The following is a 23,561-nucleotide window of genomic DNA, read 5'->3' as shown; positions in this document are numbered from 1 at the left end:
TTCTTTCGCCGACAGATAGGCTACATACACGATTGCCACCTTACTACCCAGAAACAGGGTGCTGATTGCAAACTCTTTCATGATTTATCCCCGTTCTGCTGCCGGTATTCAATCAACACCGGATCTTGTTGTAGCCGTTGGTTGGCGCGTTGTGCCAGTACCGATAAATTTTCCAACGCTTTGGCACTGCGCTCGGAGAATTCCAAAAGCGACTGCTGGGTGGCGGCATCCTGTTTCAGGTGGCCCAGCGCCTGCTCTTCCTGCTCGATGACTTTCGGTGTCATACCCATATCGGCCAGCGACAAACCGTTTTTGCTCAAGAAATCCTGCAGGCTGCGAATCAGCGGATGGGCGTGGACTTCGTAAATCACCTTCATCTCGCCGCTGGCCCGGTCTAGGTATTCGCCGATCACTACATTGCCTTCCTGATCCACCTTCCATGCCGGTGCGCGCAAAACCACCCCGTCCGCCACAATCGTCTGCAGTATCTGCTGGACGATGGCGGTGATGGCCGCCTGCATATCGGCATAAATCTCGGTCAAATACCGCGGGTCGCGCTGCTCGAACGCGGCGTGGTGCAGCATAAACAGCTGCGTCTGCTTTACGCAGGCCGGCTGGCTGCGGCAGTATTCGCGATCCACCGTACAGGTGCGGCAGGCCGGGTAGCCGTCCGGCTTGGCCGGGAAATAGGTGGCGGTGCGGGCATTCATGCCGTGTTTGAGCGCATTGAAGCGGGTCCTTCGTGTTTCCTCCGGCGTCGGGTGGCCTTCCAGATTCTTACGCACCGCCGCCTTGCCTTCCGGCGTCTTCGGACCGGTGGCATTCGCCCAACCCTTCATCAGATTGCGGTGCCAGGCCGCCTGGGCGCAGGCCTCCCCGCATTTCGGGCAGGCTGCCTGATAGGCAAACGGGTGCCACTCGCATTCAGGCGCATCCAACACTGTCTGCGGCGCACACTCAAAAGTGTGCTTGCAGGCGGTGCAACGGAAAACAACGGTGTCGAGGGATTGGGAAGAATGGTCGGCCATACGGGCATTAAACGACCAAAGACAAGAACAAAACAGGGGTATTTTTGGCACAGGATAGGCAGTAAAATCCACCCTACACAGGAAGGGAAATCATGAAACGAGCAATCATCTATGTGCGGGTCAGTACCACCCGCCAAGCCGACGAGGGCATTTCAATCGATGCCCAGACAGATCAATGCAAAAAGAAAGCCCAAGAGCTCGGTGCCAGCGTGCTGCAGATATTCCGCGATGAGGGCATTACCGGTACTTCGGCGGTGAAGAGGCAGGCTTTTCAACGCGCGATTCATTATTGTGCGGTAAACGATGTGGACTACTTCATCGTCTGGTCCACCTCCCGTTTCGCCCGTAATAAGCTGGATGCCGCCCGCTACAAACTGCTGCTGCGTGAAAGCGGCACCCGCCTGGTATATGCATCGATGAATATCGATAGCGACACCGACGAGGGCTGGTTCACCGATTCGATTATGGAGATTATGGATGAGCAGGTATCGCGCCAAATCAGTCGCGACACCCGCCGCGCCATGTTGAAAAATGCGGAAGAAGGCTGGTTTAACGGCGGGCGCGCACCGTTCGGCTATCAAATAACCAGCCAGGGCAAACGCCGTAAACTGGTACCGAACGATGCCGAAAAACCACTGGTGCAGGAAGCCTTCCGCCGTTTTGCGGCAGGGGAGGGCGCCATTGCCATCGTCCGCAGCTTTACCGCGCGCGGTCATACCCGGCGCGGGGCCGAATGGCAGGCCGCCAGCCTGTCGCATATGCTGAAAAACCGTGTCTACATCGGGCAGACCGTGTATAACAAACGCAGCGGCAACAAACCCAACCCGCCGGAAGAGTGGGTTATTCGGCAAACCCACGAGCCGTTGGTTTCGGAAAAAGATTTCGAAGCCGTACAAAAACGCTACCGGCCGGATTATAAGCAAACCGGCAGCCCTTCCAGCCGTTTCCTATTCACCGGTTTGCTGCGGTGCGGCCACTGCGGCAAGGCCATGAGCATTGAAACTGCTACCAGCAAAACCAAACGCCGCTACAATTACTACAACTGCAGCGGCTTCAAGAAAGGTTGCAATTGCATATCGCGCCGCATATCGGCCGAAAAGCTGGATGACTACCTGCTAAATATTGTGGTCGACAAACTGCTTACCCAAGAAGTGGTCAGCGATTTTATTGGTGAGGCTTATCGGAAATACGTCGAAAAACGTACCAATAATGCCGAGCAGCACAAACTACTGCAGCAAGAGCTCACCGAACTACGCCGCCGGCGCAATACCCTATTCGAACTGGTGGAATCAGGGCTGTCCGGTTCAGACAGCCGCTCCCTGCTTGAGCGCGTGGCCGGGGTTATGATGAACGGGAACAAACCCTGCTCATCGAACTCGACAAGCTGGCGGGCGCGCCCGATGTCGATGCAATCCCGGAGATTGATGTCGACAGCGCATTACGCACGCTGAAAACTATCCTCCTGAATACTGCAAATGAAAAAAAGCTCCGCATTTTATTGCAGAGCTTTATCGGAAAAATAGATATAAATCCCACTGAAGTGGTTATACACTACAACCCGGAACGAATTATCAATGATTCTATAGGGGTTCATAGTACGGAAAGTTGGCACGCCCAGGGGGAATCGAACCCCCGTTACCGCCGTGAAAGGGCGATGTCCTAACCGCTAGACGATGGGCGCGGATAAATTATGGCGCACCCGGAGCGATTCGAACGCCCGACCCTCTGGTTCGTAGCCAGATACTCTATCCAACTGAGCTACGGGTGCGCTGTGAAGTTCTGAATTATATTTAGGATTAATTTCCAAGTCAAGCTATTTCGCCGAAAATATTCCCTATTCATGCACAATATTGTCTAGCTGTTTCATTCATCAGTAAAAATAAATGTTATATAAACCCTTTTTATCAAATACTTTTAAACTGTACAGCTTGGTTTCCAGGTAGCTTTCCCTAGCTTGCAGACTACCTATAACTTGGCAAATCCAACCAAACTCGCTATAACCCAGCTTCATCACCATCTACCCAATTCTGCTCCTCATGACCGAAACTTCTTCCCTCTGGCTGGCCAAACAGCTTATTGCCCGGGCCTCCATCACCCCAGATGACCACGGCTGTCAAGAGATAATTGCCGAACGTTTACGCGCCATTGGTTTTTCTATTGAACACATGCCCTTTGGCCGCACACAAAACTTATGGGCGCGGCGCGGCAGCGGTACGCCGCTATTGTGCTTTGCTGGCCATACTGACGTTGTTTCGCCCGGCTCCGCTGGAGCATGGGCATCTCCGCCGTTCCGGCCCACCGAACGCAACGGCAAACTCTACGGGCGCGGCTCAGCCGACATGAAAACCAGCATCGCCTGTTTCATTACTGCCTGCGAGCGCTTTATTGCACAGCATCCACAATTTCCAGGTAGCCTCTCCCTGCTAATTACTTCAGACGAAGAGGGCGACGGCAAAGACGGCACCGTGCGCGTGGTGGAAACCCTGCGTGCACGCGGCGAGCATATCGACTACTGCATCGTCGGCGAGCCTACCGCTGAACACATCCTTGGCGATACCATCAAAAATGGTCGGCGCGGTTCACTTTCAGGTAGTCTCACCATCCACGGCAAACAAGGCCATATTGCCTATCCCCACCTTGCCGCCAACTCCATCCACCTTGCCGCTCCCGCTCTGACTGAGCTCACTGCCGAGCATTGGGACAACGGCAACGCCTACTTCCCGCCCACCGGCTTCCAAATTTCCAATATCCACGCCGGCACCGGTGCCACCAACGTCATCCCCGGGGAGCTATCCGTCCAATTCAACTTCCGATTCTCCACAGAATCTGATGCCGAAAGCCTGCAACGCCGGGTAGAGGCCATACTGGATAAACATCATCTGCGCTACAGCCTCCAATGGCAGCTCTTCGGCCAACCTTTCCTGACTGAAGCCGGCCGCCTCACCCAAGCCGCTCAAGCTGCTATTGCCGAAGAATGCAGCATCCAAGCCGTCCTCTCCACCGGCGGCGGCACCTCAGATGGCCGTTTCCTCAAAGCCATTGCCCGCGAACTTATCGAACTCGGCCCAGTAAATGCCAGCATCCACCAAATCGATGAGCACATCGATCTAGCTGCCATCCCCCGGCTTTCTGCCATTTACGAAAATATCTTGCGCCGCTTGTTACTCGATTAAACCTGTTGGGTATTTCAACCCGAATGCCACAAAGTTTCAGGTGGTCTGCTTATCTACAGGCTACCTGAAAATTCAATGCACTGAAATAAAAAATAAAATTACAAGACCAAACAAAAGGCCGTCCCTACAAACTGGACAGCCCAACAATCATCACGACAGCTTAAGTCCGCTCGAACACAGCCCCCTTTTCTTCCACCACGCTCTCCGGCGGCAGCCCGCGCAGTTCGCCCATCTTGGCCGCAATTTGCGCCTGGGCGGCGGCGCATAACTCTTGCCGCGTTTTGCCTTCCGGCGAAATCGGTTCCAGAAAATACAGCACGCCTTCGCTGCGCTTTTGCGGCAGGATGCGGCAGAACGATTCCCACAGGCTGATTTCGCCGCAATAGGCCATATCCGTGTTCGGGCTGCCGTCTTCATTTGGATAGTACACCAACACCGGCCACACCGGATATTTGCCGATGATGGCGGTATCGAATAGCCCGCTCTTAAACGGCTTGATGCCACGCCCGTCGGTGCTTGTTCCTTCGGGGAAGACAACCGCGTAATCCTTTTCCTCCAAAATCTGCAACAGCACATCCATCACCTGCTGCGATGATTGGCGGTTGCCGCGTTTAATAAAAATCGTGTCCACCCGCGCCACCAGCCAGCCGATTACCGGCCAGTCGCGCACTTCCTGCTTGGCCACAAATCGTACGGCCTGCACAGAGTTGATGAGGAAAATATCCAGCCAGGAGATGTGGTTGCCCACCATAAACTGGCCACCTTCGGCGAAAAAACGTTCTGCGCCGTGCACGGTCAGCTTGGTACCGAACACTTTCATGCACTGGCGCGACCAGCGTTGAATCCGCCATTGGCGTTTGGCCTTATTTTCACGGCCGAAAAACAAGGCTACCTGAAGGCAGCCCCACAACAAAATGGCAGCCACCCCAAATAGCCTGACAATCAGTCTGAGCCTACGCATCAGCTAACCTTGTTTTCTGATTTATTTAACAAAATGTTTGGCGTAACGCGGATGGATATTGGCCATCGGCATCATCACCAGCATATCGGCACTGCCGAAATCCTTATCCCAATGCGGTTCGCCGCAAATCCACACGCCGGCGCGCAGGTAGCCCTTCATCAGAGGCGGTGCCTCCACCTCCAAATCCTGCCGCAGTTCGTTCAGCGGCAGCGGCACTTTCGGAAACACGCGGTATTCCTCGGGCGAGTAATGGGTCTGTTTGAGCTGGTTAAACAGGCTGGCGGCATAATGCCCGCCGTCATCTACATGCACGCTACCGCAGCCGATCATGTATTCCAGCCCATGTGCTTGCATGAAACTGATCAACCCCATCCACAGCAATGAAATCGTGCCGCCGGTACGGTAGTCTTTATGTACGCAGGCGCGCCCCAGCTCCACGGTTTTGGGCAGGATGTGGCGAATGCGGGAGAGATCGAATTCCGAATCGGAATACCAGCCGCCGGCGGCTTGGGCCGCTTCTTCGGTGATCAGTCGGTAGGTGCCGATGATGCGGCCGCTGGTTTTGTCGCGCACGATCAGGTGGCGGCAGAATTCATCATAACGGTCGATATCGCGGCCGTCTTCACTGTGTATGCCGGCGCCCATCTCGCGGCCAAAGATGTCGAAACGCAGGCGTTGCGCTTCTTCCACGGCATCTGCTTCGCGGGTTACACTCACTTCAAGATTGCCGCCGTCTACCAGCAGCCATTCTTGGTTTTTTATTTGTTGCATGGGTGTTTCTCCTGAGAAACGTGCATTTCGCACAGGCCGAACTGTAAAGCCACAAGGCGCAAGTGGCAAGTAGATTGTTTGCCCGTGCGGCAGAAATGGCGGATTTTAACAAAGGTTTTACTCGACAGCGAAATAGCACGCCCTAGATTATTCAATAATATTGCTGGCCAAGTATTTGGTCTGGGTTAAAGTTTGTACCTTCAGGTAGCCCTATCAATCCATAGCTAACAGGCTACCTGAAAGCCTGCCTGAGCAATCGAAAATTTTCAGGTAGCCTCTTATGTTCGCCGTAAAAACTGTGGCGGCACTTCTTTAATCAACCACACTTTATTGGCTGTTAAATAAAATACAAAACCCTGCTGACGCATCAGCCCGGCCTGCACTTCCAACACCAACGGCTTGCCGTGGCGGCTACCCACCGATACAGCCGTCTCCACATCGCCCGACAAGTGCACATAATGCCGGCTGCCCGGCAGCAAGCCTTGCTGTTCAATAGCCTCGGCAAAATGTTGCGCCGTGCCGTGATACAGGATTGCCGGCGGCTCGGTTTCGGTGTAGGCAATATCCACTTGTGCCGTGGAATGCCCTTGTTCAGCACGGATTTTGCGGCCATCGGCAGACAGCGTAAACCGTTTTTTATTATTGGTGGCCACCACTTCATGCAATAGCGGCAGGCTGATGTTGCGCCCGTGCGCAGCTGCTTGGGTTAATAGTTCACCCACATCTGCCCAGCCTTCGCCATCTAGCGTCAAACCGATGGCTTCGGGATGATGGCGCAGGATATAACTGAGGAATTTGCTCACGCCGGCGTTTGATTTGTCCATTGTATTGCCTTTAAATCTGGTGTTTGGCTGTATTGATATCGCGCTGGGATTAAAAAACAAAAAATATTAAATGAGCCCTACCACATTCATCAAACCATACCGGCCTGATGCAGCACTTGTTCTTAGCAATTAAGGCTATCTGAAAATAAAATCATTAAATAAATAAACTTATTAAAACAGCATGTTAAATACAAAACCTATCCAGCACACCGTTGCAGGCACCCTACCCACAAAATGTTGTATCCAGCAGCACATCCGCCAAGTTCATCGCGATAGAACTTGAACCGAAAATGCTTTCTATGGTATAAAGCAAGTTTCGTTTCTATCTAATATTTTTTGAAGTTTGGAGAATTAACCATGGCACGAGTTTGCAAAGTAACCGGGAAGCGGCCGATGTCCGGTAACAACGTATCGCACGCCAACAACAAAACCAAGCGCCGTTTTTTGCCGAACCTGCAATCGCGCCGTTTTTGGGTTGAGAGCGAAAACCGCTGGGTGCGCTTGCGCGTTTCCAATGCGGCTTTGCGTTTGATTGACAAAGTTGGCATTGATGCCGTTCTGGCTGATCTGCGCGCACGCGGCGAAGCCTAATCACATTATTTAAGGAATTAGAGTCATGCGCGATAAAATCAAGCTGGAATCCAGCGCCGGCACCGGCCATTTCTACACCACCACAAAAAACAAGCGGACTACTCCCGGCAAATTCGAAATCAAAAAATTCGATCCGGTTGCCCGCAAGCACGTGGTTTACAAAGAAACCAAGCTGAAATAATCTTCAGCTACACTTTCTACCCAGACTGCATTTTCTGCTTGGCAGAGAATGCAGTTTTCTATATCTGCCGTACTAAGGGCGCATCCGCCGTTAAAGAGGGCAAATACGCGTAATACCAATGCCCTGCCCGGCAAAGAGCCTGTATACTGTGCGCCGCTTTTTGCAAGTCTAATGCTTGGCCAAGTTTGCGTAGTATGTGCCTTGCCGCCGTATCAAATACACCGCTGAAGCATATTTTGCAAATGAAGCGAACTGATGCTGTATGAAGTGATGTTTAGCCAGATAAAGGCTACCTGAAACCCCGCCAATCCCACGATTGCAGCCTGCTTCGGCAGACTGCGGAGCCCATTCCACTATGCTTTCCTTAGAAACTTGGATCGGCCTGCGCTATATGCGCGCCAAAAAACGCAACGGGCTGATGTCTGTTATCAGCATCATCTCGATTTTCGGCATTGCCACCGGCGTAACCGCGCTGATTGTGGTGCTTTCCGTCATGAACGGTTTTCAAAAAGAAATCCGCGGCCAGCTGCTGAAGGTTACCCCACATATGCAGATGAGCTATCTACAGGCCGACCCGGGCGATACCTGGCAGGGCCTGGCCAAAATCGCCCAAGCTAACCCGCGCGTGCTGGGTGTGGCGCCCTACGTGAGTGGGCAGGCGCTGTTGGCTAATTCCGGTGAGGTGCAGGGCGTGCAGGTAAAGGGGATCGACCCGGCTGAAGAACCAAAAGTGTCAGAATACGGCGAAAAGCTGCCCAATGAGCTGTATCAGCAGCTCAAACCTGGTCAGTTTGAAATGATTTTGGGCAAAGATATTGCTGATCGCTTAGGCGTGCAGCCTGGCGAAAAAGTAACCCTGATTTCGCCCGAAGGCAACGTTACACCGGTGGGCATGGTGCCTCGCATGAAGCAATTTACTGTGGCCTCTACTGTTTCCACCGGCATTTTTGCTGTAGATAACAGCTTGTCTATCATCCATATTGAAGACGCCAAAACCCTGTATCGCGCCGGGGATGGCGATGTCAGCATTCAGCTGCGCCTTTCGCAGCCGGAAACCGCACCCGACGTGACCGCCACCATTGTGCCCGCCGAGCAGCGCAACCGCATTGCCGCCTTCGATTGGACCTACCAAAACCGCGACTACTTCCAAGCCGTGGAGGTGGAGAAAAAAATGATGTTCGTCATCATGTTCTTCATCAGCCTTGTTGCCTCCATCAACCTGATTTCCACCCTCATCATGACCGTAACCGAAAAGCAGGCTGCCATCGCCATTTTGCGCACCCTCGGCCTGCCTCCGCGCGGTATTATGAAGATTTTCCTGGTACAGGGTACGCTTTTGGGGGTGGTCGGTACCGCTATCGGCGTAGTGCTGGGCGTAACCGTGGCGCTGAACGTGGGCGCTATCGTTTCCGCCATCGAGCAAATGGCCGGCCGCAAACTGGTTACTTCCGCCATCTATTTCATCGACTACATGCCTTCGCAAGTGAAGCTGTCCGACGTGCTGGCGATTGTTGCCATTTCCCTCGGCCTCTCCTTCGTGGCCACCCTGCTGCCCAGCTGGCGCGCATCCAAAACCCAACCCGCAGAGGCCTTGCGCTATGAATAAAGAAGCCGTTATCCAATGCCAAAACGTAGGCAAAACCTACGACGACGGCAGCCTCAAAGTGGAAGTGCTGCGTAATATCGATTTTCAGGTAGCCTCAGGCGAAGGCATCGGCATCATCGGCGCCTCCGGCAGCGGCAAATCCACCCTGCTGCACATCCTCGGCGGGCTGGATAAGCCCACCAGTGGCGAAGTGAAAATCCAAGGGCAGAGCCTAAACAGCCTCTCCCAGGTGGCCATCGGCCGGCTGCGTAATCGTCATTTGGGCTTTGTTTACCAATTCCACCACCTGCTGCCCGAGTTTTCCGCGCTGGAAAACGTGATGATGCCGCTGTTGGTGGCACGCAAAAGCCGCACCGAAGCGCAGGCCGCCGCCGCCGAAATTTTAGAAAAAGTCGGCTTGGGCAGCCGCAAAACCCACCGCCCAGGCGAACTCTCCGGCGGCGAACGCCAACGTGCCGCCATCGCCCGTGCCCTGGTAACCAAGCCCGATTGCCTGTTGGCCGACGAGCCCACCGGCAACCTCGACCGCAAAAACGCCACCCACGCGTTGGAAATGATGCTGGAGCTCAAACACGAGCTGGGCACTGCCCTTATCGTGGTTACCCACGACGAGCAGCTGGCCAAACGCTTCGACCGCGTGCTCACTATGGATGATGGCAGTTTGCGAGGTTGAACCTGTCCGCTAGTTGTCCTGACACGGCTGAAAGCCGCTCATAACCTGATGTTTGCAACATCAATTTATTGAGGAAGAATGGCATGTAAGGCAGACACATGGTTGCCTAAGTTGCGCCTGCCACATAGCAGAGGCTACCTCAAAGCGAAAACGTAAAAGCATTTGGAAATTTGGGGGCAGCCTTTGTTATGTGGCAGTCTAGTATATAGCGGAATAACTGAAACGGATGTAAGGTGGTAAGCCGCAGATAGTACGGGTAGCACAGCGAGGCAAATCAACGTAGTCCTAGTTTAAAATTGATTCACTATACACTGTGTTGGTTGGTGGGCTGGAGCCCGCCTACAAGGTTTCAGGTAGCCTTTGGGATGGCTGTTTTGTCGAAAAACAAGAGCAAACTGCCGATATAGCAGTTTGCTCTTCACATACAAGTACGCCTTAGGCTGTCGGTTTGTCGTGCAGCGTGGCGGCATAGTAGGTGTTTTCCAGCAGGATGGCGATAGTCATCGGACCTACGCCGCCGGGAACGGGAGTAATCATGGAGGCACGCTCTTTGGCGGTTTCAAAATCCACATCACCACAGAGTTTGCCGTCTGCTAGCCGGTTGATGCCCACATCCACCACCACGGCGCCAGGTTTAATCCAGCTGCCCTGAATCAGCCTGGCTTTGCCCGTGCCCACTACCACTACGTCGGCTTTAGAAACCTCATGCTCTAAGTTTACAGTAAAGCGGTGGCATACGGTAACAGTGGCACCAGCCAACAGCATTTCCAGCGCCTGCGGGCGGCCAACAATATTGGATGCGCCCACGATTACCACTTTTTTGCCGCGCAGCTCCACGCCGTAAGTTTCTAGCAGGGTCATCACTCCTTTGGGTGTGCAAGGGCGCATCAGCGGCATTTTCATGGCCAGCCGGCCGATGTTGTAGGGGTGGAGGCCATCCACGTCTTTATCCGGCTGGATGCGCTCGATAACCGACTGGCTGTTAATGTGTGCCGGCAAGGGCAGCTGCACCAAAATGCCGTCCACGGTGGGGGCGGTATTGAGTTCGTCAATCAGCTGAAGCAGTTCTTCTTCGGTAGTGGAAGCGGGCAGCTCGTAGGAATGGGAATCGAAATTAGCCTTTTCACAGGCAATTTTTTTGTTGTGCACATACACTACACTGGCAGGATCACTACCAATCAGCAAAACAGCCAAACACGGGGGGCGCAAGCCTTGTTTGCGGCGCTCGGCCACTTTGTCGGCAAGTTTCAGCAGACGTTCGTTAGCAACGGCTTTACCGTCGAGAATCTGGGCTGTCATGGATTGTTCCTTTTCTGTCGGGTTGGGTGGGGAAGTAAAATGAATTGGCTGAATGGCTGCCACGAATAGAAGTAGCAATCTATTGATAAAAAATAAAGATAATCCATGCAGCACTATGCGCGGCAGTCAGCAATTGCTAAGGTTTCAACGATTGTCGACGTGGCGATTATAGCATGTTGCTAATAACTCTTTTGGGCTGCTGGAAATCTTGCCCGTGTGAGTTTATTGTGCATACACGTACTGGTGTTGTGAATTAGATATTCTATTAATAAATTGTTATCTAACATGAAATGTTATCCATGAAAGCAAGGCGACATTTAATTTTGAATCACCTGCTTGACAAAACAAAAGCAGCGTGGGTACAATTCTCATTTCTTATCGGGGCGTAGCGCAGTCTGGTTAGCGCATCTGCTTTGGGAGCAGAGGGTCGTGAGTTCGAATCCCACCGCCCCGACCAAAGTTCTCTGAGAAATTGTGAACGACAGGATAGCGCCCGTAGCTCAACCGGATAGAGCACCCGCCTTCTAAGCGGGCGGTTACAGGTTCGATTCCTGTCGGGCGCGCCAAAAGTTTTATGGTGGCTGTAGCTCAGTTGGTAGAGCCCCGGATTGTGATTCCGGTTGTCGTGGGTTCGAGCCCCATCAGCCACCCCAAATTGAAAACCCGTATGCTGAAGCATGCGGGTTTTCTTTGTATTCCAAGCTTATTTCACCCCACTAAATCCTCTTTTTCAGGTAGCCTGTGTTGATTGTGCAAATATTGTACACACACTAAGCCACGATTATTCTGCTACCCCCAGCAAATACTTGCTTACGCTATACTTTACCGATATAATGCCACGCTTTCCACCCTTGCCCGCTGTTTCCGCATGACGGCGGGCTGTATTTAGCCATAAGGAGAGAACATGCGTCATTACGAGATTGTATTTATCGTTCATCCCGACCAGAGCGAGCAAGTACCTGCCATGGTTGAACGTTACAAAGCCCTGATTACCGAAACCGGCGGCCACATTCACCGCTTGGAAGACTGGGGTCGCCGCCAGTTGGCCTACCCCATCAACAAGCTGCACAAAGCACACTACGTGTTGATGAACATTGAGTGCACCCCGGCTGCCATCGAAGAGCTGGAAACCGGTTTCCGCTTCAACGACGCCGTATTGCGCCACCTGACCATCAAAATGGACGAAGCTGTTACCGAAGCTTCTCCCATGATGAAGGAAGAAAAATCCAAAAACCTGCTGAATGGCCAGCCTCAGAAAGAAGTTGCCACCAAAGCCTAAGTGTGAGATTTTGAACAATACTGTAAGCCTTACCGCTCGCATCAAGGATGTCGATGCCTTGCGCTACACCCCGGCCGGCATAGCCGTATTGGGATTGGTTTTAGAGCATGAATCGTGGCAAACAGAAGCAGGCGAACATTATCTCGCCCGGTTTGAACTCCAGGCGAAATTAATCGGCAAACAGGCAAAATTCTGGCAATACAAAGCAGGCAGTATGGTGGATATATCCGGATTTCTTGCGGCTTACAGCCAAAAATACCGTCGCCCCATATTGCATATACAGACAATTATTGAAAATAAAGGTTGAATTGAGATGGCTCGTCAAACATTTAAACGTAGAAAATTCTGCCGCTTTACCGCAGAAGGCATCAAACAAGTAGATTACAAATCAGTTGATTTGTTGAAAGATTTCATTTCCGAGAACGGTAAAATCATTCCTGCCCGCATTACCTGTACCAAAGCCCATTATCAGCGCCAGCTGTCTGTGGCCGTAAAACGTGCCCGTTTCCTGGCTCTGCTGCCGTACACCGACCAACACAAATAATTAACGGAGAATTTATATTATGCAAATCATTCTGTTAGAAAAAATTGGCGGCTTGGGCAATCTGGGTGATGTGGTAACCGTAAAAAATGGCTATGCCCGCAACTTCCTGATTCCTCAAGGTAAAGCCAAACGTGCTACCGAAGCTGCTCTGGCCGACTTCGAGGCTCGCCGTGCCGAACTCGAGGCTCGTCAGGCTGCAATCCTGGCTGATGCACAGGCTCGTCAGGCTAAACTGGAGGGCCAATCTATCACTATCGCCCAAAAGGCTGGCGTGGACGGACGCTTGTTCGGTTCTGTAACCAACGCCGACATTGTCGAAGCTATCCGTGCATTTGGTGTGGAAGCTGCTAAAGCCAACGTACGCCTGCCCAACGGCCCTTTCAAAGCAGTTGGTGAATACGAAGTCGAAATTGCCCTGCATGCTGATGCTGTAGCCAATATTACCGTGGTTGTTGTGCCGGCCACAGAATAAGCCCACGCTGTTATCTGCAACATCAAAAAGGCTACCCGAATATTTCAGGTAGCCTTTATTTTATTATTTTTACTGTATAAGGGATAAATACGTTTTTTAATGTGGCTAAAGCAATTATTTTCATAAAAGGCCACGCGGCATAAACAGTATGGGTAGATAGGATGGCGAAATATAGCTAAATACTTATTTCTTCATCCGATGTTGGTTCACTTTGCGGTATTCCCGTGCTGTCTGGGACTGCAGCTTTGTCTCTTTCCTGTTTGGCATGACTATAATTTATTCAGTAGAAGGGCTACCTGAAAATTTTAGCTTCGCAGAAACTGCGTTGCATTATGTTTTCAGGTAGCCTTTTCTTATATCCCGCGGTTTAGGCAGCGTTTAAATCGAAGCCGCTATGGCGGAGTAGGGCATCGATGCTGGGGGCGCGGCCGCGGAAGGCTTGGAAGGATTCGGCGGCGCTGCGCGATCCGCCCACGGCGAGGATTTCCTGCCAGAAGCGGCGGCCGCATTCGGCTACGTTGCCGCTTTCTTCAAATGCGGCATAGGCATCGGCGCTGAGCACTTCGGCCCAGGCATAGCTGTAGTAGCCGGCTGAGTAGCCGCCGGCGAAGATGTGGCCGAAGCTGTTGGCGAAGCGGTTGTAGGCGGGTGGCTGCACCACGGCCACTTCGCGGCGCACACTGTCTAACACTTGAGCCCAGCCGGAAAGACGGGGGGGATCGGTTTCGCTGTAAATCAGCATATCAAACAGTGCGAATTCCATCTGGCGCACGAGGAACATGCCGCGTTGGAAGTTTTTGGCGGCGAGCATTTTGTCGAACAATTCCTGCGGCAGTGGTGCGCCGTTGTCTTCGTGTTCAGACATGCTGCACAGTACATCGTATTCCCACACGAAGTTTTCCATAAACTGGCTGGGCAGCTCCACAGCATCCCATTCCACGCCGTTGATGCCGCTCACGCCCAGCTCGTCCACTTGGGTGAGCAGATGGTGCAGGCCGTGGCCGGTTTCGTGGAAAAGGGTGAGGATTTCATCGTGGGAGAGGCGGGCTTCTTTGCCGGCTGCGGGCGGGGTAAAGTTGCATACCAGATAGGCAGTGGGGCTTTGCAGCTGGCCGTTGGGCAGGCGGCGGCGGCCTTTATAGTCGTTCATCCATGCGCCGCCGCGTTTGCCTTCGCGGGCGTACAAATCCATATATACGCCGCCGATGTGCGCGCCGTTTTGCGAGAGTTCGAAATAGCGCACATCGGGGTGCCATACGGGCACGGTTTTTTCGGTGAAATCCACGCCGTAGAGCCGTTTGATTTGGGTGAACAGGCCGAGGAGCACTTTGCTCACGGGGAAGTATTTTTTCACTTCGGTTTCGCTAAACGAATATTTGGCCTGGCGCAGTTTTTCGGAGGCATAGACCAAATCCCAGGGCTGTGGGTTTTCGATGGAGAGGGTGTCGCGAGCGAAGGCCTGCACGGCAGCAAAGTCCTGTTCAGCGAAGGGCTTGGCGCGTTTGGCCAAGTCGCGCAGGAAGTCCAGCACTTGCGCGGGCGAATCGGCCATTTTGGTGGCCAGCGAGAACTCGGCGAAGTTGGTGTAGCCCAGCAGTTTGGCTTCCTGCAGGGTGATTTCGAGGCGGCGGGTGATGTTGGGGCTGTTGTCGAAACGGCCTTCGTTGGAAAGCTCGCTGGCGCGGGTAACGTAGGCGCGGTATACCTCTTCGCGCAGTTCGCGCCGGTCGGCGTATTGCATCACGGCGAGGTAGTGCGGCATTTGTAGGCCGATTTTGTAGCCGCTTTTGCCTTCGGCCTGTGCGGCGGCGGCAAACATTGCCATGGCGTCTTCAGGTAGCCCGGAGAGCGGCTCGGCATTGTCGAAATAGAGGGCGAAGGCATCGGTGGCATCGAGCACGTTTTGCGAGAACTTGGCGGCCAGCTGGGCGCCTTCGGTTTGCAGGGCGGCGAATTCGGCCTGTTTTTCGGGCGGCAGCTCGGCGCCGCTGAGCACGAAATCGCGCAGGTCGTGGTTGAGCTTGGTTTGCTGCGCCGGGCTTAAGGCGGCGAATTCGGGGGAGCCTTTGATGGTTTTGAAGCGTTGGTAAAGCTCGATGTCTTGGCCGATTTCGGTAAAGAACACGGTGATTTCCGGCATCAGCTCGTTATATACGGCGCGCAGCTCGGGGGTGTCGGCCACGGAGTTGAGGTGCGATACCACGCCCCAGATGCGGCCGACGCGCTCAGTGATGTCGGTGAGTTTTTCCACGGTGTTGGCCCAGGTGGCTTCGCTTTGAGCCTTAACGGCGGCAATGTCGGCCCGGGCTTCGGCGAGGGCGGATTCGAGGGCAGGGCGGATGTGGGTGGTTTGGATTTGGTCGAAACGCGGCTCTTCGCCGAGTTGGAGCAGGGGATTCACGGATTTTCCTTTTGATGATGGGGGATGATACGGGCAAATAGGGGCGGGGCGGGTTTTCACAAGGGCAGGGTTAATTGGTGTTTTCAGGTAGCCTCAGTTGCGGTGTGAATACGGATAAAAAACTGCCGACCTTTCTATGATATGTGTGGGAGGGTCGGCAGGGCAGGCTGCCTGAAAACGTAATGAGGGCAGCCGGATTATTTGCCGTTTGCTGCAGCAGGGGCAGAAGCGGCTTCTGCTGTGGTTTGGGCCGGCGTTGCTGCGGCGGCCGGGGCGGCTTCGGTGTGTTGCTTGAGGCCGCCGCCGAGGGCTTTATAAAGGTCGGCCAGGTTTTCCAGCATGGAAAGCTGGGTGGCGAGCACGGCGGCATCGGCGGAATAGCTGCTGCGTTCGGCATCGAGCACTTCCAGCGAGCTGGACACGCCGTGGCGATAGCGCAGATTAATCAGGTGCAGGCGGTCGTTGTAGGCTTTTTGGGTTTGCACGCGGGCATCGTATTGCTGTTGCAGGGTTTCGCGCGCTACTAGGGCGTTGGATACATCTTGGAAGGCGGACTGCACGGCTTTTTCATACGCGGCCACGGCCGATTGCTGGCGCAGTTTGGTCACATCCAGGCTGGCGCGCAGACTGCCCCAGTTGAAAATCGGTACTTTGATGGTGGGGGAGAATACCCAGGTGCGGTTTATGCCGTCGAATAGGCGATTCATCTCGGTGCTGCCGGTGCCGATGCTGCTGGTGATGCTGATGCTAGGGAAGAAGGCGGCACGGGCGGCTCCGATATTGGCATTGGCCTGGCGCAGGTTGTACTCGGCAGCGCGGATATCGGGGCGGTTTTGCAGCAGGTCGGAGGAGAGGCTGGCGGGCAGTTGGGTGATGCGGAATTGCTTGTTCAGCGGCAGGCCAGCGGGCAGATTATTGGGCACGGGCTGGTTGATCAGCACGGCCAGGGCGTTGTGTGCCTGCTCGCGGGCGCGCAGGGCGGCGGCGTAGTCGGCTTTGGCCGATTCAATCAGGGCTTCCATTTCACGCAGATTGACGGCGGAAATCACGCCGGCATTGTGTTGGATTTGGTTGAGCCGGTAGGTTTGCTCGCGGGTTTGCAGCACCCGCTGGGCGAGCTTCATGGATTCTTCAGCGTAGCGTTCGTTGAAATAGGCTTTGGCCACGGCAGAAACCAGCGCGAGGTGGGCGGAATCGCGGGCGGCGGCGCTGCTGAAATAGCTTTGCAGTGCGGCTTGGTTGTTGCTGCGGGCTTTGCCGAACAGGTCGAGCTCGTAGGAGGCGATACCGAGGCCGACGGTGTAGGATTCGGCGATGTAGGAGCGGCCGGTGGCGCTCAAATCTTGCGCCACGCGGGCACGTTGGCCGGTACCACTGGCGTTGATGCCGGGCAGGGAGGCGGCGCGGGTGATGGCGTATTGGGCGCGTACCGCTTCGGCATTCAGTGTGGCCATACGCAGGTCGGGGTTGTTTTGCAGCGCCAGGGTAATCAGGGATTTAAGGCGCGGGTCGGCAAAGTAGTCTTCCCAGCCGGTGTCGGCGGCACGGCTGCTTTGACCGGCGGCGGTGTCGTAGCGGAAATTGGCGGGCACGTTTACTTCGGGCTGCTGATAGCGCGGCGCGAGGGTGCAGGCGGAGAGCAGCAGGCTGAAGGCGAAGCTGCCGGCAATCGGTTTTAAAACGGTTGTTCTCATGTGCTTTGTCCTTATGGTTTTCAGGTAGCCTCCAATGTGGCAGAGGCTACCTGAAAACGTTTTACTGGTCGTTATGCAGGTCACGTTTCTCTTCTTCGCTCAGCCCTTGTTCGGCGGCAGAAACGTAGAATTCGGCCTGCTCGGGGCTGATGTTGGTGTGGGCGGCGGCCATTTCGGTTTCATGTTGTGACGGTTTAAACAGCTTGCGTACCAACACGTAGAACAGCGGTACCAGAAATACCGACAGCAGTGTGCCGACAGACATACCCCAGAATACGGCGGTACCGATGGCGCGCTGGCTGGCGGAGCTGGCGCCGGAAGCGATATATAGCGGCACCACGCCCAAGATGAAGGCGAAGGAAGTCATCAGAATCGGGCGGAAACGCAGGTGGGCGGCGGCCAAGGCTGATTCCATCGCGCTCTTACCCTGCGCTTGCAGATCTTTGGCAAATTCGATAATCAGAATCGCGTTTTTCGCACTCAAGCCGATTACGGTAATCATGCCGACCATGAAATAGATGTCGTTGAAGAACACCTCTCGGATGCCGAATACGCCGTTGAACAGGTTGCGGCCGAACACGCCCAGCACCACGCCGAGGAAGCCCAAGGGAGCAACCAGCAGCACGGCAGCGGGAATCGACCAGCTTTCATACAGGGCGGCCAGCACGAGGAAGGTGGCCAGCAATACGAAGCCGTAGAGCATGGTGCGCTGGGAAGAGCCGCTGGCTTGTTCGCGCGATTCGCCCGCCCACTCCACGCTGTAGCCGTCCATTTGCGATACGATGCGTTCTACTTCGGCTATAGCGTCGCCGCTGGCGAAACCGGGTTTGACCGCGCCGCTAATCGACATGGCGGGATAGCCGTTGAAGCGGGTGCTCTGCTCCACGCCGGCTTCCCATGAGGCGCTAACCACGGTGGAAAGCGGCACGGCCACGCCTTGGCCGTTAGGCACGGTAATGGCCAGAATTTGCTCGGCCTGCATACGGGCCTGGGGCACGGCTTGCACATACACTTTTTGCAGGCGGCCGTTATTGGGGAAGTCGTTTACATACGCTCCGCCAAGAGCCGTACCCAAGGTGCTGCGGATAGAAGCCATGCTGATGCCTTGTGCGGCAGCGGCGGCTCGGTCGATGGTGAGCTTGAGCTGTGGTGCGTCTTCCAAGCCGGCGGCACGGGTGTCGCCGAACATCGGGTTTTTACGCATTTCGGCAATCAATTTATTGCGTGCCGCCAGCAGGGCTTGATGGCCTTGGCTGTTGCGGTCTTGTAGGTAGAATTCCAGGCCGCCGTTACCCAGCTCGCGGATGGGCGGTGGATTCACGGCGATAGCGAAACCGTCGCGGATCAGGCCGCTGGACATGAAGGTACCAGTCAGTTTCCGAGTGATGCTGGCTGCATCTTCCCCTGCGCCTTTGCGTTCGTCCCAATTTTTCAGGATCACAAAGCCCATGGCCATGTTCTGACCGCTACCTGAAAAGCTGAAGCCGGATACGGTAAATACATCTTTCACGCCGGGTGTATTTTGAGCAATCTGCTCCACGGCCAGTAGGGTTTGGTCGGTACGCTCTTTGGTGGCGCCGGCCGGCAGCTGGATGCTGACCATCAGGTTGCCTTGGTCTTCCGACGGTAGGAAGGAGGACGGGATACGGGTGTAGAGCAGGCCGGCGGCAGCCACCAGCGCCAAGTATACAATCAGCATACGGCTGGCACGGTGTAGCAGGGCGGCCACCCAGCCTTCATAGCGCTTGTTGCCGGCGGTGAATTTGCGGTTAAACCAGCCGAAGAAGCCGGTTTTTTCCTCGTGATGCCCTTTCCCAATCGGTTTGAGCAGCGAGGCGCACAAGGCTGGCGTGAGTGACAGAGCAAGGAAGGCTGAGAAAGCAATAGAGAGCACCATAGTGATGGCAAACTGCTGGTAGATTTTGCCGGTGGCGCCGCTGAACATGGCCAGTGGTACGAACACGGAAATCAACACGGCGGTAATGCCGACCACGGCGCCGGAAATCTGCCCCATAGCTTTATGCGTGGCTTCACGCGGCGGCAGGCCTTCTTCCGACATGATGCGTTCCACGTTTTCCACCACCACAATGGCATCATCCACCACAATACCGATTACCAGCACCATGGCAAACATGGTCAGCACGTTGATCGACATGCCGAAATAATAAATGCCGGCAAAGCCGCCCAAGAGCGAAATCGGTACCACAATGGTGGGGATCAGGGTATAGCGGATGTTTTGCAGGAACACGAACATCACGATAAACACCAACACCATGGCTTCCACCAAGGTGTGCACCACTTGTTCGATGGAGATTTCTACGAAGGTGGAGGTATCGTACGGAGCGCTCCAGCTAACATCACTGGGGAAATATTGCGCCAATTTGGCCATACGTTCTTTTACCAGCGCGGCAGTGGCGGTGGCGTTGCCGCTATTGGACAACATCACGGCCATGCCGACGTTTGGCTTGCCGTTGAGGCGGGTACTGGCAGAGTAGTCTTCCGAACCTAGCTCGATTTTGGCCACATCGCGCAGATAAACGTTGGCACCATCTGTGGTGCTGCGCAGGATGATGTTGCCGAATTCTTCTGGCGTGCTGAGTTGGCCTTCGGCGGTGATGGTGGCAGTGATGGTTTGCCCCTGCACTGATGGTAGAGAGCCGAGCGAGCCAGCGGAAATTTGCACGTTTTGTGCGCTGATGGCGGCGGAAACGTCGGCAAAGGAGAGGTTGAAGTTTTGCAATTTCTGCGGGTCTACCCAGATACGCATGGCGCGTTCGGCAGCAAACAGGCGCACTGCACCCACACCTTCAACACGTTGCAATTCTGGCACGATATTGCGTTTGGCGTAATCGGCCATTTCTTCCAAATCTTGCGTTTGCGAAGAGAGCGCCACCACCATCAGGAAGTTGGATCGAGATTTGGATATGCGTACACCGTATTGCTGCACGGTGGCAGGCAGGCTGGACAAGACTTCATTCAGCTTGTTGTTTACTTCCAGCTGTGCCACGTCTTCATCGGTGTCGGGCGTGAAGGTGAGGGTAACGCTACCTGAACCGCTGGAGTCGGCAGAGGTAGACATATAATCCAAGCCTTCCACGCCATTCATATTGCGCTCGATCACTGCCAATACACTGTCTTCCATCACTTGGGCGGAAGCACCGGGGTAGGTGGCGGTTAGGTTGAATGTAGGCGCGGCAACAGACGGGTATTGCGATACTGGCAGTTTTCGGATGGCCAGCACACCCGCCAAAATAATAAAGATGGAGATAACCCATGCGAACACGGGTCGGTCAATAAAAAATTTAGCCATTTACGTACGCCCCTTTATTTGGCTTGGGAAGCAGATTGGGCGGCCGGAGCGGAGGCTGCTGTGCCGGATAGGACGGGAGCAGAAGTGCTGTTTGGCTTGATCGGGGCGGCAGCTGTGCCAGATTGTTGCGGCTGTGAGGCTTGCCATTCCTGGGTTTTCACTTTTTGCGCCCCCATCATGCCGGCAATCATGGTGCCGTCTATGGCTACTTTGTCGCCGTCTTTCAGCCCGCCGGTAATAATCCAATTGTTGCCGCTTTGGCCGGCAATGGTTACTTCCTGTTGGCGCATTGAGCCATCGGACGCTACGATTACCACGGTATTTTTGGCACCACGGGTAACGGCGCGTTGCGGAATGAGGTAGGCGCTGTTGGCTTGTGCCTGCGGCAGGCGTACGCGCACATACAGACCGGGTAGCAGGATATTGTCGTCGTTCGGCACTTCCACACGCAGGGAAACCTGGCCGGTGGTTTCGTTTACCGTCGGGTCGGTAAACAGCAGGCGGCCTTTTTGCGGGTATTCGCTGCCGTCTTCTAAAATAATGGTTACTTCCACTGCGCCGTTTACCGCACTCATCTGGCCTTCGGCAATCTGGCGGCGCAGTTTCATCACATCCAGCGCAGACTGGGTAACGTTTGCATACATCGGATTGGTTTGCTGGATGGTGGCCAGTACGGTTGCACCACCGGCAGTGAGCAATGCACCTTCGGATACGTTGGAGCGGCCGATATAGCCGGAAATCGGCGCGGTGATGCGAGCGTGGTTCACATTAACCTGCGCCGAGCGGATGGCGGCGCGGGCGGCGTTCACATTGGCCACGGCAGAACGTTGTGCGGCCACGGCAGCATCGTATTCCTGTTTGCTGATGGCATCAGCAGCTACCAAGGGCTGGTAGCGTGCCAAATCGGCATTGGCTTTAGCCTGAGCGGCTTCGGCGGCAGCTAGCTGGGCGCGTGCGCTGGCAAGGCCGGCTGAGTAGCTGGCGTCGTCCAGTTGATACAGCGCCTGGCCAGCTTGTACATAACTGCCTTCTTGGAACAGGCGGCGTTTGATGATGCCGCTCACCTGCGGGCGCACTTCGGCAGAGCGGAATGATTCCAAACGGCCGGGCAGTTCGGTGTTGATGGTGGTGTCTTCTGCCTTCACGGTAAGCACGCTTACTACTAATTCCAGCTCACTCTGCCGCTGTGGCTCGCTTTTGCCGCAAGCAGACAGCGCTAATACGGAAGTCACGACGATTGCACTCAGCCTGAAGCTCGTTTTCCCTGATATGCTGAAATATGTCATTATGATGATGGCCTTGTTAAGTTGATGTCTAATTTAATGAATTATGGCCGCTTGAAGCCCATGGGGGCGGAAGCAGCCGCTAGAGAATAAAAATAATATTTTACATACATTATTGTATGTTGTCTATGGCTATTCAAATGAAGAAATGCTAATATACTAAAAAGCAACATTATTGCGCGGGCGAGCCGATAGGAAGCTTGAAAGCCTGCTCTAAACATGACAGAATTCAATAATAAATAAACCAGTGAATATTCTGGAATAGTGATGAGAAAAACGAAAATTGAAGCGCAGAAAACACGCAACTACCTACTTAAGGCAGCATTGGATACATTCTATATAAGAGGGGTCAGCCGTTCATCTCTAAACGAAATCGCTCAAACTGCCGGCGTAACGCGTGGCGCGCTGTATTGGCATTTCAAAAATAAAGAAGATTTGTTTGAAGGTCTGTTTCAAAAAGTATTTGTCGAATTATCTAGCAAGTTGGCGTACGATATAGAAACCCAATCGCCGGATATTTGGGAAAGTTTTGAAGTAGCCACCATTAATCTGTTTCAAAAGCTGGAAACCGATGAAACCGTAAGAAAGTTTTGCAACATCATTCATTTGAAATGCGAATACACTGAGCAAAACCACTCTGTGGTGAAAATCATGCGCAGCTATCAGGATATGTGGCAGCGTCAGCTCACCGATGTGCTGACGTTAAGCCTGCAAAAGAAAAAGCTACCGGAAGATTTGAATATTAATCTGGCGGTGGTGTTTATGATGTCAGTTATCAGCGGGCTGATGAACATTTGGATGAATATGCCCGAACAATTCAGCATCGGCAAAACTGCGCCGAATATTATCCGTACCGCCATGAAGGCATTGCAGCATTCGCCGGATTTGTGCACTCAGTCTTTTAAACCTCTGCCACTGAGTATGCGGCAGCATAAGGCTTAATATTTCCGTACCGCATACAGGCTACCTGAAAAATTTCTGCTTCATTCATACAGAAGTTTTCAGGTAGCCTGAAGTTGTTTGTAGCTAAAGCTCTTATTTATTCCTGCTACGTTGGATCGCCTTCTCGTATTACTCATACTGTCTACGGCTCACCACCTGGTAGGGAAAAATAATTGCCTCAGCTATATTACCGTTTGAGCTCCTCAAAATATGCCATATGAAAACCTTGTTTTCCGAGTTAGTCCTTTCCCTGTTGCTCATCGGCGTAGCAGCGGGCATTACCGGCATTGTGCTGACATTGCTGCTGCACACGGTACAGCATTTGGCGTTTGGTTATCCGCTGAATGTAGAGAGTTGTCGTACTGCGTGATGGTGGAATAGAGCATACCGCTGCGGCGTTTGATAGTGCTGCTGCGCTATTGGCTTGCGGCATGGTGTTGTGATGGTGCGCTCGGCATTGGATGATGTGATTCAGTATCCGCTACTGGATTTTCCTTTTCCGGATGAGTGGGTTAAAACATGAGCACTG

The 23,561-nt window shown here is 53.9% G+C and carries 21 protein-coding genes and 5 tRNA genes; 15 read left to right on the top strand and 11 right to left on the bottom strand.

Annotation, left to right across the window (positions count from 1 at the left end; all coding sequences use genetic code 11):
- Positions 1-77 precede the first annotated feature (77 nt).
- Positions 78-1,028, bottom strand: coding sequence for an FmdB family zinc ribbon protein (locus EZJ17_RS07420; RefSeq protein WP_067444044.1), 951 nt, complete (start codon positions 1,026-1,028; stop codon positions 78-80).
- A 92-nt stretch (positions 1,029-1,120) separates the two neighbouring features.
- On the opposite strand from EZJ17_RS07420, the gene EZJ17_RS07415 reads away from it, so the two are divergent.
- Positions 1,121-2,479, top strand: a complete 1,359-nt coding sequence (locus EZJ17_RS07415) for a recombinase family protein (RefSeq protein WP_067444043.1) — start codon at positions 1,121-1,123, stop codon at positions 2,477-2,479.
- Between the two features lie 155 nt (positions 2,480-2,634).
- On the opposite strand, the gene EZJ17_RS07410 is transcribed toward EZJ17_RS07415, so the two are convergent.
- Together EZJ17_RS07410 and EZJ17_RS07405 are read right to left on the bottom strand one after the other, a co-directional pair.
- Positions 2,635-2,709: transfer RNA gene (locus EZJ17_RS07410), tRNA-Glu, on the bottom strand.
- Positions 2,710-2,719: 10 nt separating this feature from the next.
- Positions 2,720-2,796, bottom strand: a tRNA-Arg gene (locus EZJ17_RS07405).
- Between the two features lie 268 nt (positions 2,797-3,064).
- Here EZJ17_RS07405 and dapE point away from each other — a divergent pair.
- Positions 3,065-4,201 carry a succinyl-diaminopimelate desuccinylase gene (gene dapE, locus EZJ17_RS07400; RefSeq protein WP_067441447.1) on the top strand — a complete coding sequence of 379 codons (1,137 nt, stop codon included), beginning with the start codon at positions 3,065-3,067 and terminating at the stop codon, positions 4,199-4,201.
- A 160-nt stretch (positions 4,202-4,361) separates the two neighbouring features.
- Here dapE and EZJ17_RS07395 read toward each other — a convergent pair whose 3' ends face one another.
- The 3 genes from EZJ17_RS07395 to EZJ17_RS07385 form a co-directional block, all read right to left on the bottom strand.
- On the bottom strand, positions 4,362-5,162 hold the full coding sequence (locus EZJ17_RS07395) for a lysophospholipid acyltransferase family protein (protein ID WP_067441444.1): 801 nt from the start codon (positions 5,160-5,162) through the stop codon (positions 4,362-4,364).
- Positions 5,163-5,183: 21 nt separating this feature from the next.
- Complete coding sequence (locus EZJ17_RS07390) at positions 5,184-5,933, bottom strand: GNAT family N-acetyltransferase (RefSeq protein WP_067441442.1); 750 nt, start codon at positions 5,931-5,933, stop codon at positions 5,184-5,186.
- Positions 5,934-6,211: 278 nt separating this feature from the next.
- Positions 6,212-6,757, bottom strand: a complete 546-nt coding sequence (locus EZJ17_RS07385) for an RNA 2'-phosphotransferase (protein ID WP_067441439.1) — start codon at positions 6,755-6,757, stop codon at positions 6,212-6,214.
- A gap of 357 nt (positions 6,758-7,114) precedes the next feature.
- Here EZJ17_RS07385 and rpmB point away from each other — a divergent pair, with 357 nt between their 5' ends.
- The 4 genes from rpmB (at position 7,115) to lolD (ending at position 9,808) form a co-directional block, all read left to right on the top strand.
- Complete coding sequence (gene rpmB, locus EZJ17_RS07380) at positions 7,115-7,348, top strand: 50S ribosomal protein L28 (RefSeq protein WP_035579964.1); 234 nt, start codon at positions 7,115-7,117, stop codon at positions 7,346-7,348.
- Positions 7,349-7,373: 25 nt separating this feature from the next.
- The gene (gene rpmG / locus EZJ17_RS07375; RefSeq protein ID WP_003822324.1) at positions 7,374-7,529 is read left to right on the top strand and encodes a 50S ribosomal protein L33; all 156 of its coding nucleotides are present in this window, start codon (positions 7,374-7,376) and stop codon (positions 7,527-7,529) included.
- A gap of 355 nt (positions 7,530-7,884) precedes the next feature.
- Complete coding sequence (locus EZJ17_RS07370) at positions 7,885-9,135, top strand: lipoprotein-releasing ABC transporter permease subunit (protein ID WP_067441436.1); 1,251 nt, start codon at positions 7,885-7,887, stop codon at positions 9,133-9,135.
- Positions 9,128-9,808, top strand: a complete 681-nt coding sequence (lolD, locus tag EZJ17_RS07365) for a lipoprotein-releasing ABC transporter ATP-binding protein LolD (protein ID WP_067441433.1) — start codon at positions 9,128-9,130, stop codon at positions 9,806-9,808. Before EZJ17_RS07370 ends, lolD begins: the two co-directional genes overlap by 8 nt.
- A 435-nt stretch (positions 9,809-10,243) precedes the next feature.
- On the opposite strand, the gene folD is transcribed toward lolD, so the two are convergent.
- Positions 10,244-11,107: a bifunctional methylenetetrahydrofolate dehydrogenase/methenyltetrahydrofolate cyclohydrolase FolD gene (folD, locus tag EZJ17_RS07360; protein WP_067441431.1), complete on the bottom strand. Its 864-nt coding sequence runs from the start codon at positions 11,105-11,107 to the stop codon at positions 10,244-10,246.
- Between the two features lie 379 nt (positions 11,108-11,486).
- Here folD and EZJ17_RS07355 point away from each other — a divergent pair.
- From EZJ17_RS07355 to rplI, 7 genes are all read left to right on the top strand, one after another.
- Positions 11,487-11,564, top strand: a tRNA-Pro gene (locus EZJ17_RS07355).
- A gap of 32 nt (positions 11,565-11,596) precedes the next feature.
- Positions 11,597-11,673 (top strand) — tRNA-Arg (locus EZJ17_RS07350).
- An 11-nt stretch (positions 11,674-11,684) separates the two neighbouring features.
- Positions 11,685-11,760, top strand: a tRNA-His gene (locus EZJ17_RS07345).
- 251 nt (positions 11,761-12,011) lie between these two features.
- Positions 12,012-12,386 (top strand): 30S ribosomal protein S6, encoded by a 375-nt coding sequence (rpsF, locus tag EZJ17_RS07340; RefSeq protein ID WP_067441428.1) that lies wholly within the window; start codon positions 12,012-12,014, stop codon positions 12,384-12,386.
- A 10-nt stretch (positions 12,387-12,396) separates the two neighbouring features.
- A complete protein-coding gene (gene priB / locus EZJ17_RS07335) occupies positions 12,397-12,693 on the top strand; it encodes a primosomal replication protein N (RefSeq protein WP_067441469.1) in 297 nt (98 codons plus the stop codon).
- Positions 12,694-12,699: 6 nt separating this feature from the next.
- Positions 12,700-12,930, top strand: coding sequence for a 30S ribosomal protein S18 (rpsR, locus tag EZJ17_RS07330; protein ID WP_067441425.1), 231 nt, complete (start codon positions 12,700-12,702; stop codon positions 12,928-12,930).
- 19 nt (positions 12,931-12,949) lie between these two features.
- Positions 12,950-13,402 carry a 50S ribosomal protein L9 gene (gene rplI / locus EZJ17_RS07325; protein ID WP_067441423.1) on the top strand — a complete coding sequence of 151 codons (453 nt, stop codon included), beginning with the start codon at positions 12,950-12,952 and terminating at the stop codon, positions 13,400-13,402.
- Between the two features lie 367 nt (positions 13,403-13,769).
- On the opposite strand, the gene EZJ17_RS07320 is transcribed toward rplI, so the two are convergent.
- From EZJ17_RS07320 to EZJ17_RS07305, 4 genes are all read right to left on the bottom strand, one after another.
- Complete coding sequence (locus EZJ17_RS07320; RefSeq protein WP_151086353.1) at positions 13,770-15,803, bottom strand: M3 family metallopeptidase; 2,034 nt, start codon at positions 15,801-15,803, stop codon at positions 13,770-13,772.
- 197 nt (positions 15,804-16,000) lie between these two features.
- The gene (locus EZJ17_RS07315) at positions 16,001-17,497 is read right to left on the bottom strand and encodes an efflux transporter outer membrane subunit (RefSeq protein ID WP_067444042.1); all 1,497 of its coding nucleotides are present in this window, start codon (positions 17,495-17,497) and stop codon (positions 16,001-16,003) included.
- 61 nt (positions 17,498-17,558) lie between these two features.
- Positions 17,559-20,807: an efflux RND transporter permease subunit gene (locus EZJ17_RS07310; RefSeq protein ID WP_067441419.1), complete on the bottom strand. Its 3,249-nt coding sequence runs from the start codon at positions 20,805-20,807 to the stop codon at positions 17,559-17,561.
- A gap of 14 nt (positions 20,808-20,821) precedes the next feature.
- A complete protein-coding gene (locus EZJ17_RS07305; RefSeq protein ID WP_067441417.1) occupies positions 20,822-22,093 on the bottom strand; it encodes an efflux RND transporter periplasmic adaptor subunit in 1,272 nt (423 codons plus the stop codon).
- Positions 22,094-22,357: 264 nt separating this feature from the next.
- Between EZJ17_RS07305 and mtrR the strand changes: the two genes are divergently transcribed.
- Complete coding sequence (gene mtrR, locus EZJ17_RS07300; protein WP_067441415.1) at positions 22,358-23,032, top strand: multidrug efflux system transcriptional repressor MtrR; 675 nt, start codon at positions 22,358-22,360, stop codon at positions 23,030-23,032.
- Positions 23,033-23,249: 217 nt separating this feature from the next.
- On the top strand, positions 23,250-23,402 hold the full coding sequence (locus tag EZJ17_RS10325; RefSeq protein ID WP_156496440.1) for a hypothetical protein: 153 nt from the start codon (positions 23,250-23,252) through the stop codon (positions 23,400-23,402).
- Positions 23,403-23,561: the final 159 nt, after the last annotated feature.

Origin of the sequence: Eikenella exigua (assembly GCF_008805035.1) — a bacterium.
Classification (GTDB): Bacteria; Pseudomonadota; Gammaproteobacteria; order Burkholderiales; family Neisseriaceae; genus Eikenella; species Eikenella exigua.
Note: the sequence above shows the minus strand (reverse complement) of the source record. Positions and strands in the feature narration are given on the sequence as shown.

What these genes read in the sequence shown, in the direction of transcription:
- EZJ17_RS07420 (WP_067444044.1), bottom strand. Translation starts at nt 1,028, where the DNA reads ATGGCCGACCATTCTTCCCAATCCCTCGACACCGTTGTTTTCCGTTGC.
- EZJ17_RS07415 (WP_067444043.1), top strand. Translation starts at nt 1,121, where the DNA reads ATGAAACGAGCAATCATCTATGTGCGGGTCAGTACCACCCGCCAAGCC.
- dapE (WP_067441447.1), top strand. Translation starts at nt 3,065, where the DNA reads ATGACCGAAACTTCTTCCCTCTGGCTGGCCAAACAGCTTATTGCCCGG.
- EZJ17_RS07395 (WP_067441444.1), bottom strand. Translation starts at nt 5,162, where the DNA reads ATGCGTAGGCTCAGACTGATTGTCAGGCTATTTGGGGTGGCTGCCATT.
- EZJ17_RS07390 (WP_067441442.1), bottom strand. Translation starts at nt 5,933, where the DNA reads ATGCAACAAATAAAAAACCAAGAATGGCTGCTGGTAGACGGCGGCAAT.
- EZJ17_RS07385 (WP_067441439.1), bottom strand. Translation starts at nt 6,757, where the DNA reads ATGGACAAATCAAACGCCGGCGTGAGCAAATTCCTCAGTTATATCCTG.
- rpmB (WP_035579964.1), top strand. Translation starts at nt 7,115, where the DNA reads ATGGCACGAGTTTGCAAAGTAACCGGGAAGCGGCCGATGTCCGGTAAC.
- rpmG (WP_003822324.1), top strand. Translation starts at nt 7,374, where the DNA reads ATGCGCGATAAAATCAAGCTGGAATCCAGCGCCGGCACCGGCCATTTC.
- EZJ17_RS07370 (WP_067441436.1), top strand. Translation starts at nt 7,885, where the DNA reads ATGCTTTCCTTAGAAACTTGGATCGGCCTGCGCTATATGCGCGCCAAA.
- lolD (WP_067441433.1), top strand. Translation starts at nt 9,128, where the DNA reads ATGAATAAAGAAGCCGTTATCCAATGCCAAAACGTAGGCAAAACCTAC.
- folD (WP_067441431.1), bottom strand. Translation starts at nt 11,107, where the DNA reads ATGACAGCCCAGATTCTCGACGGTAAAGCCGTTGCTAACGAACGTCTG.
- rpsF (WP_067441428.1), top strand. Translation starts at nt 12,012, where the DNA reads ATGCGTCATTACGAGATTGTATTTATCGTTCATCCCGACCAGAGCGAG.
- rpsR (WP_067441425.1), top strand. Translation starts at nt 12,700, where the DNA reads ATGGCTCGTCAAACATTTAAACGTAGAAAATTCTGCCGCTTTACCGCA.
- rplI (WP_067441423.1), top strand. Translation starts at nt 12,950, where the DNA reads ATGCAAATCATTCTGTTAGAAAAAATTGGCGGCTTGGGCAATCTGGGT.
- EZJ17_RS07315 (WP_067444042.1), bottom strand. Translation starts at nt 17,497, where the DNA reads ATGAGAACAACCGTTTTAAAACCGATTGCCGGCAGCTTCGCCTTCAGC.
- EZJ17_RS07310 (WP_067441419.1), bottom strand. Translation starts at nt 20,807, where the DNA reads ATGGCTAAATTTTTTATTGACCGACCCGTGTTCGCATGGGTTATCTCC.
- EZJ17_RS07305 (WP_067441417.1), bottom strand. Translation starts at nt 22,093, where the DNA reads ATGACATATTTCAGCATATCAGGGAAAACGAGCTTCAGGCTGAGTGCA.
- mtrR (WP_067441415.1), top strand. Translation starts at nt 22,358, where the DNA reads ATGAGAAAAACGAAAATTGAAGCGCAGAAAACACGCAACTACCTACTT.
- EZJ17_RS10325 (WP_156496440.1), top strand. Translation starts at nt 23,250, where the DNA reads ATGAAAACCTTGTTTTCCGAGTTAGTCCTTTCCCTGTTGCTCATCGGC.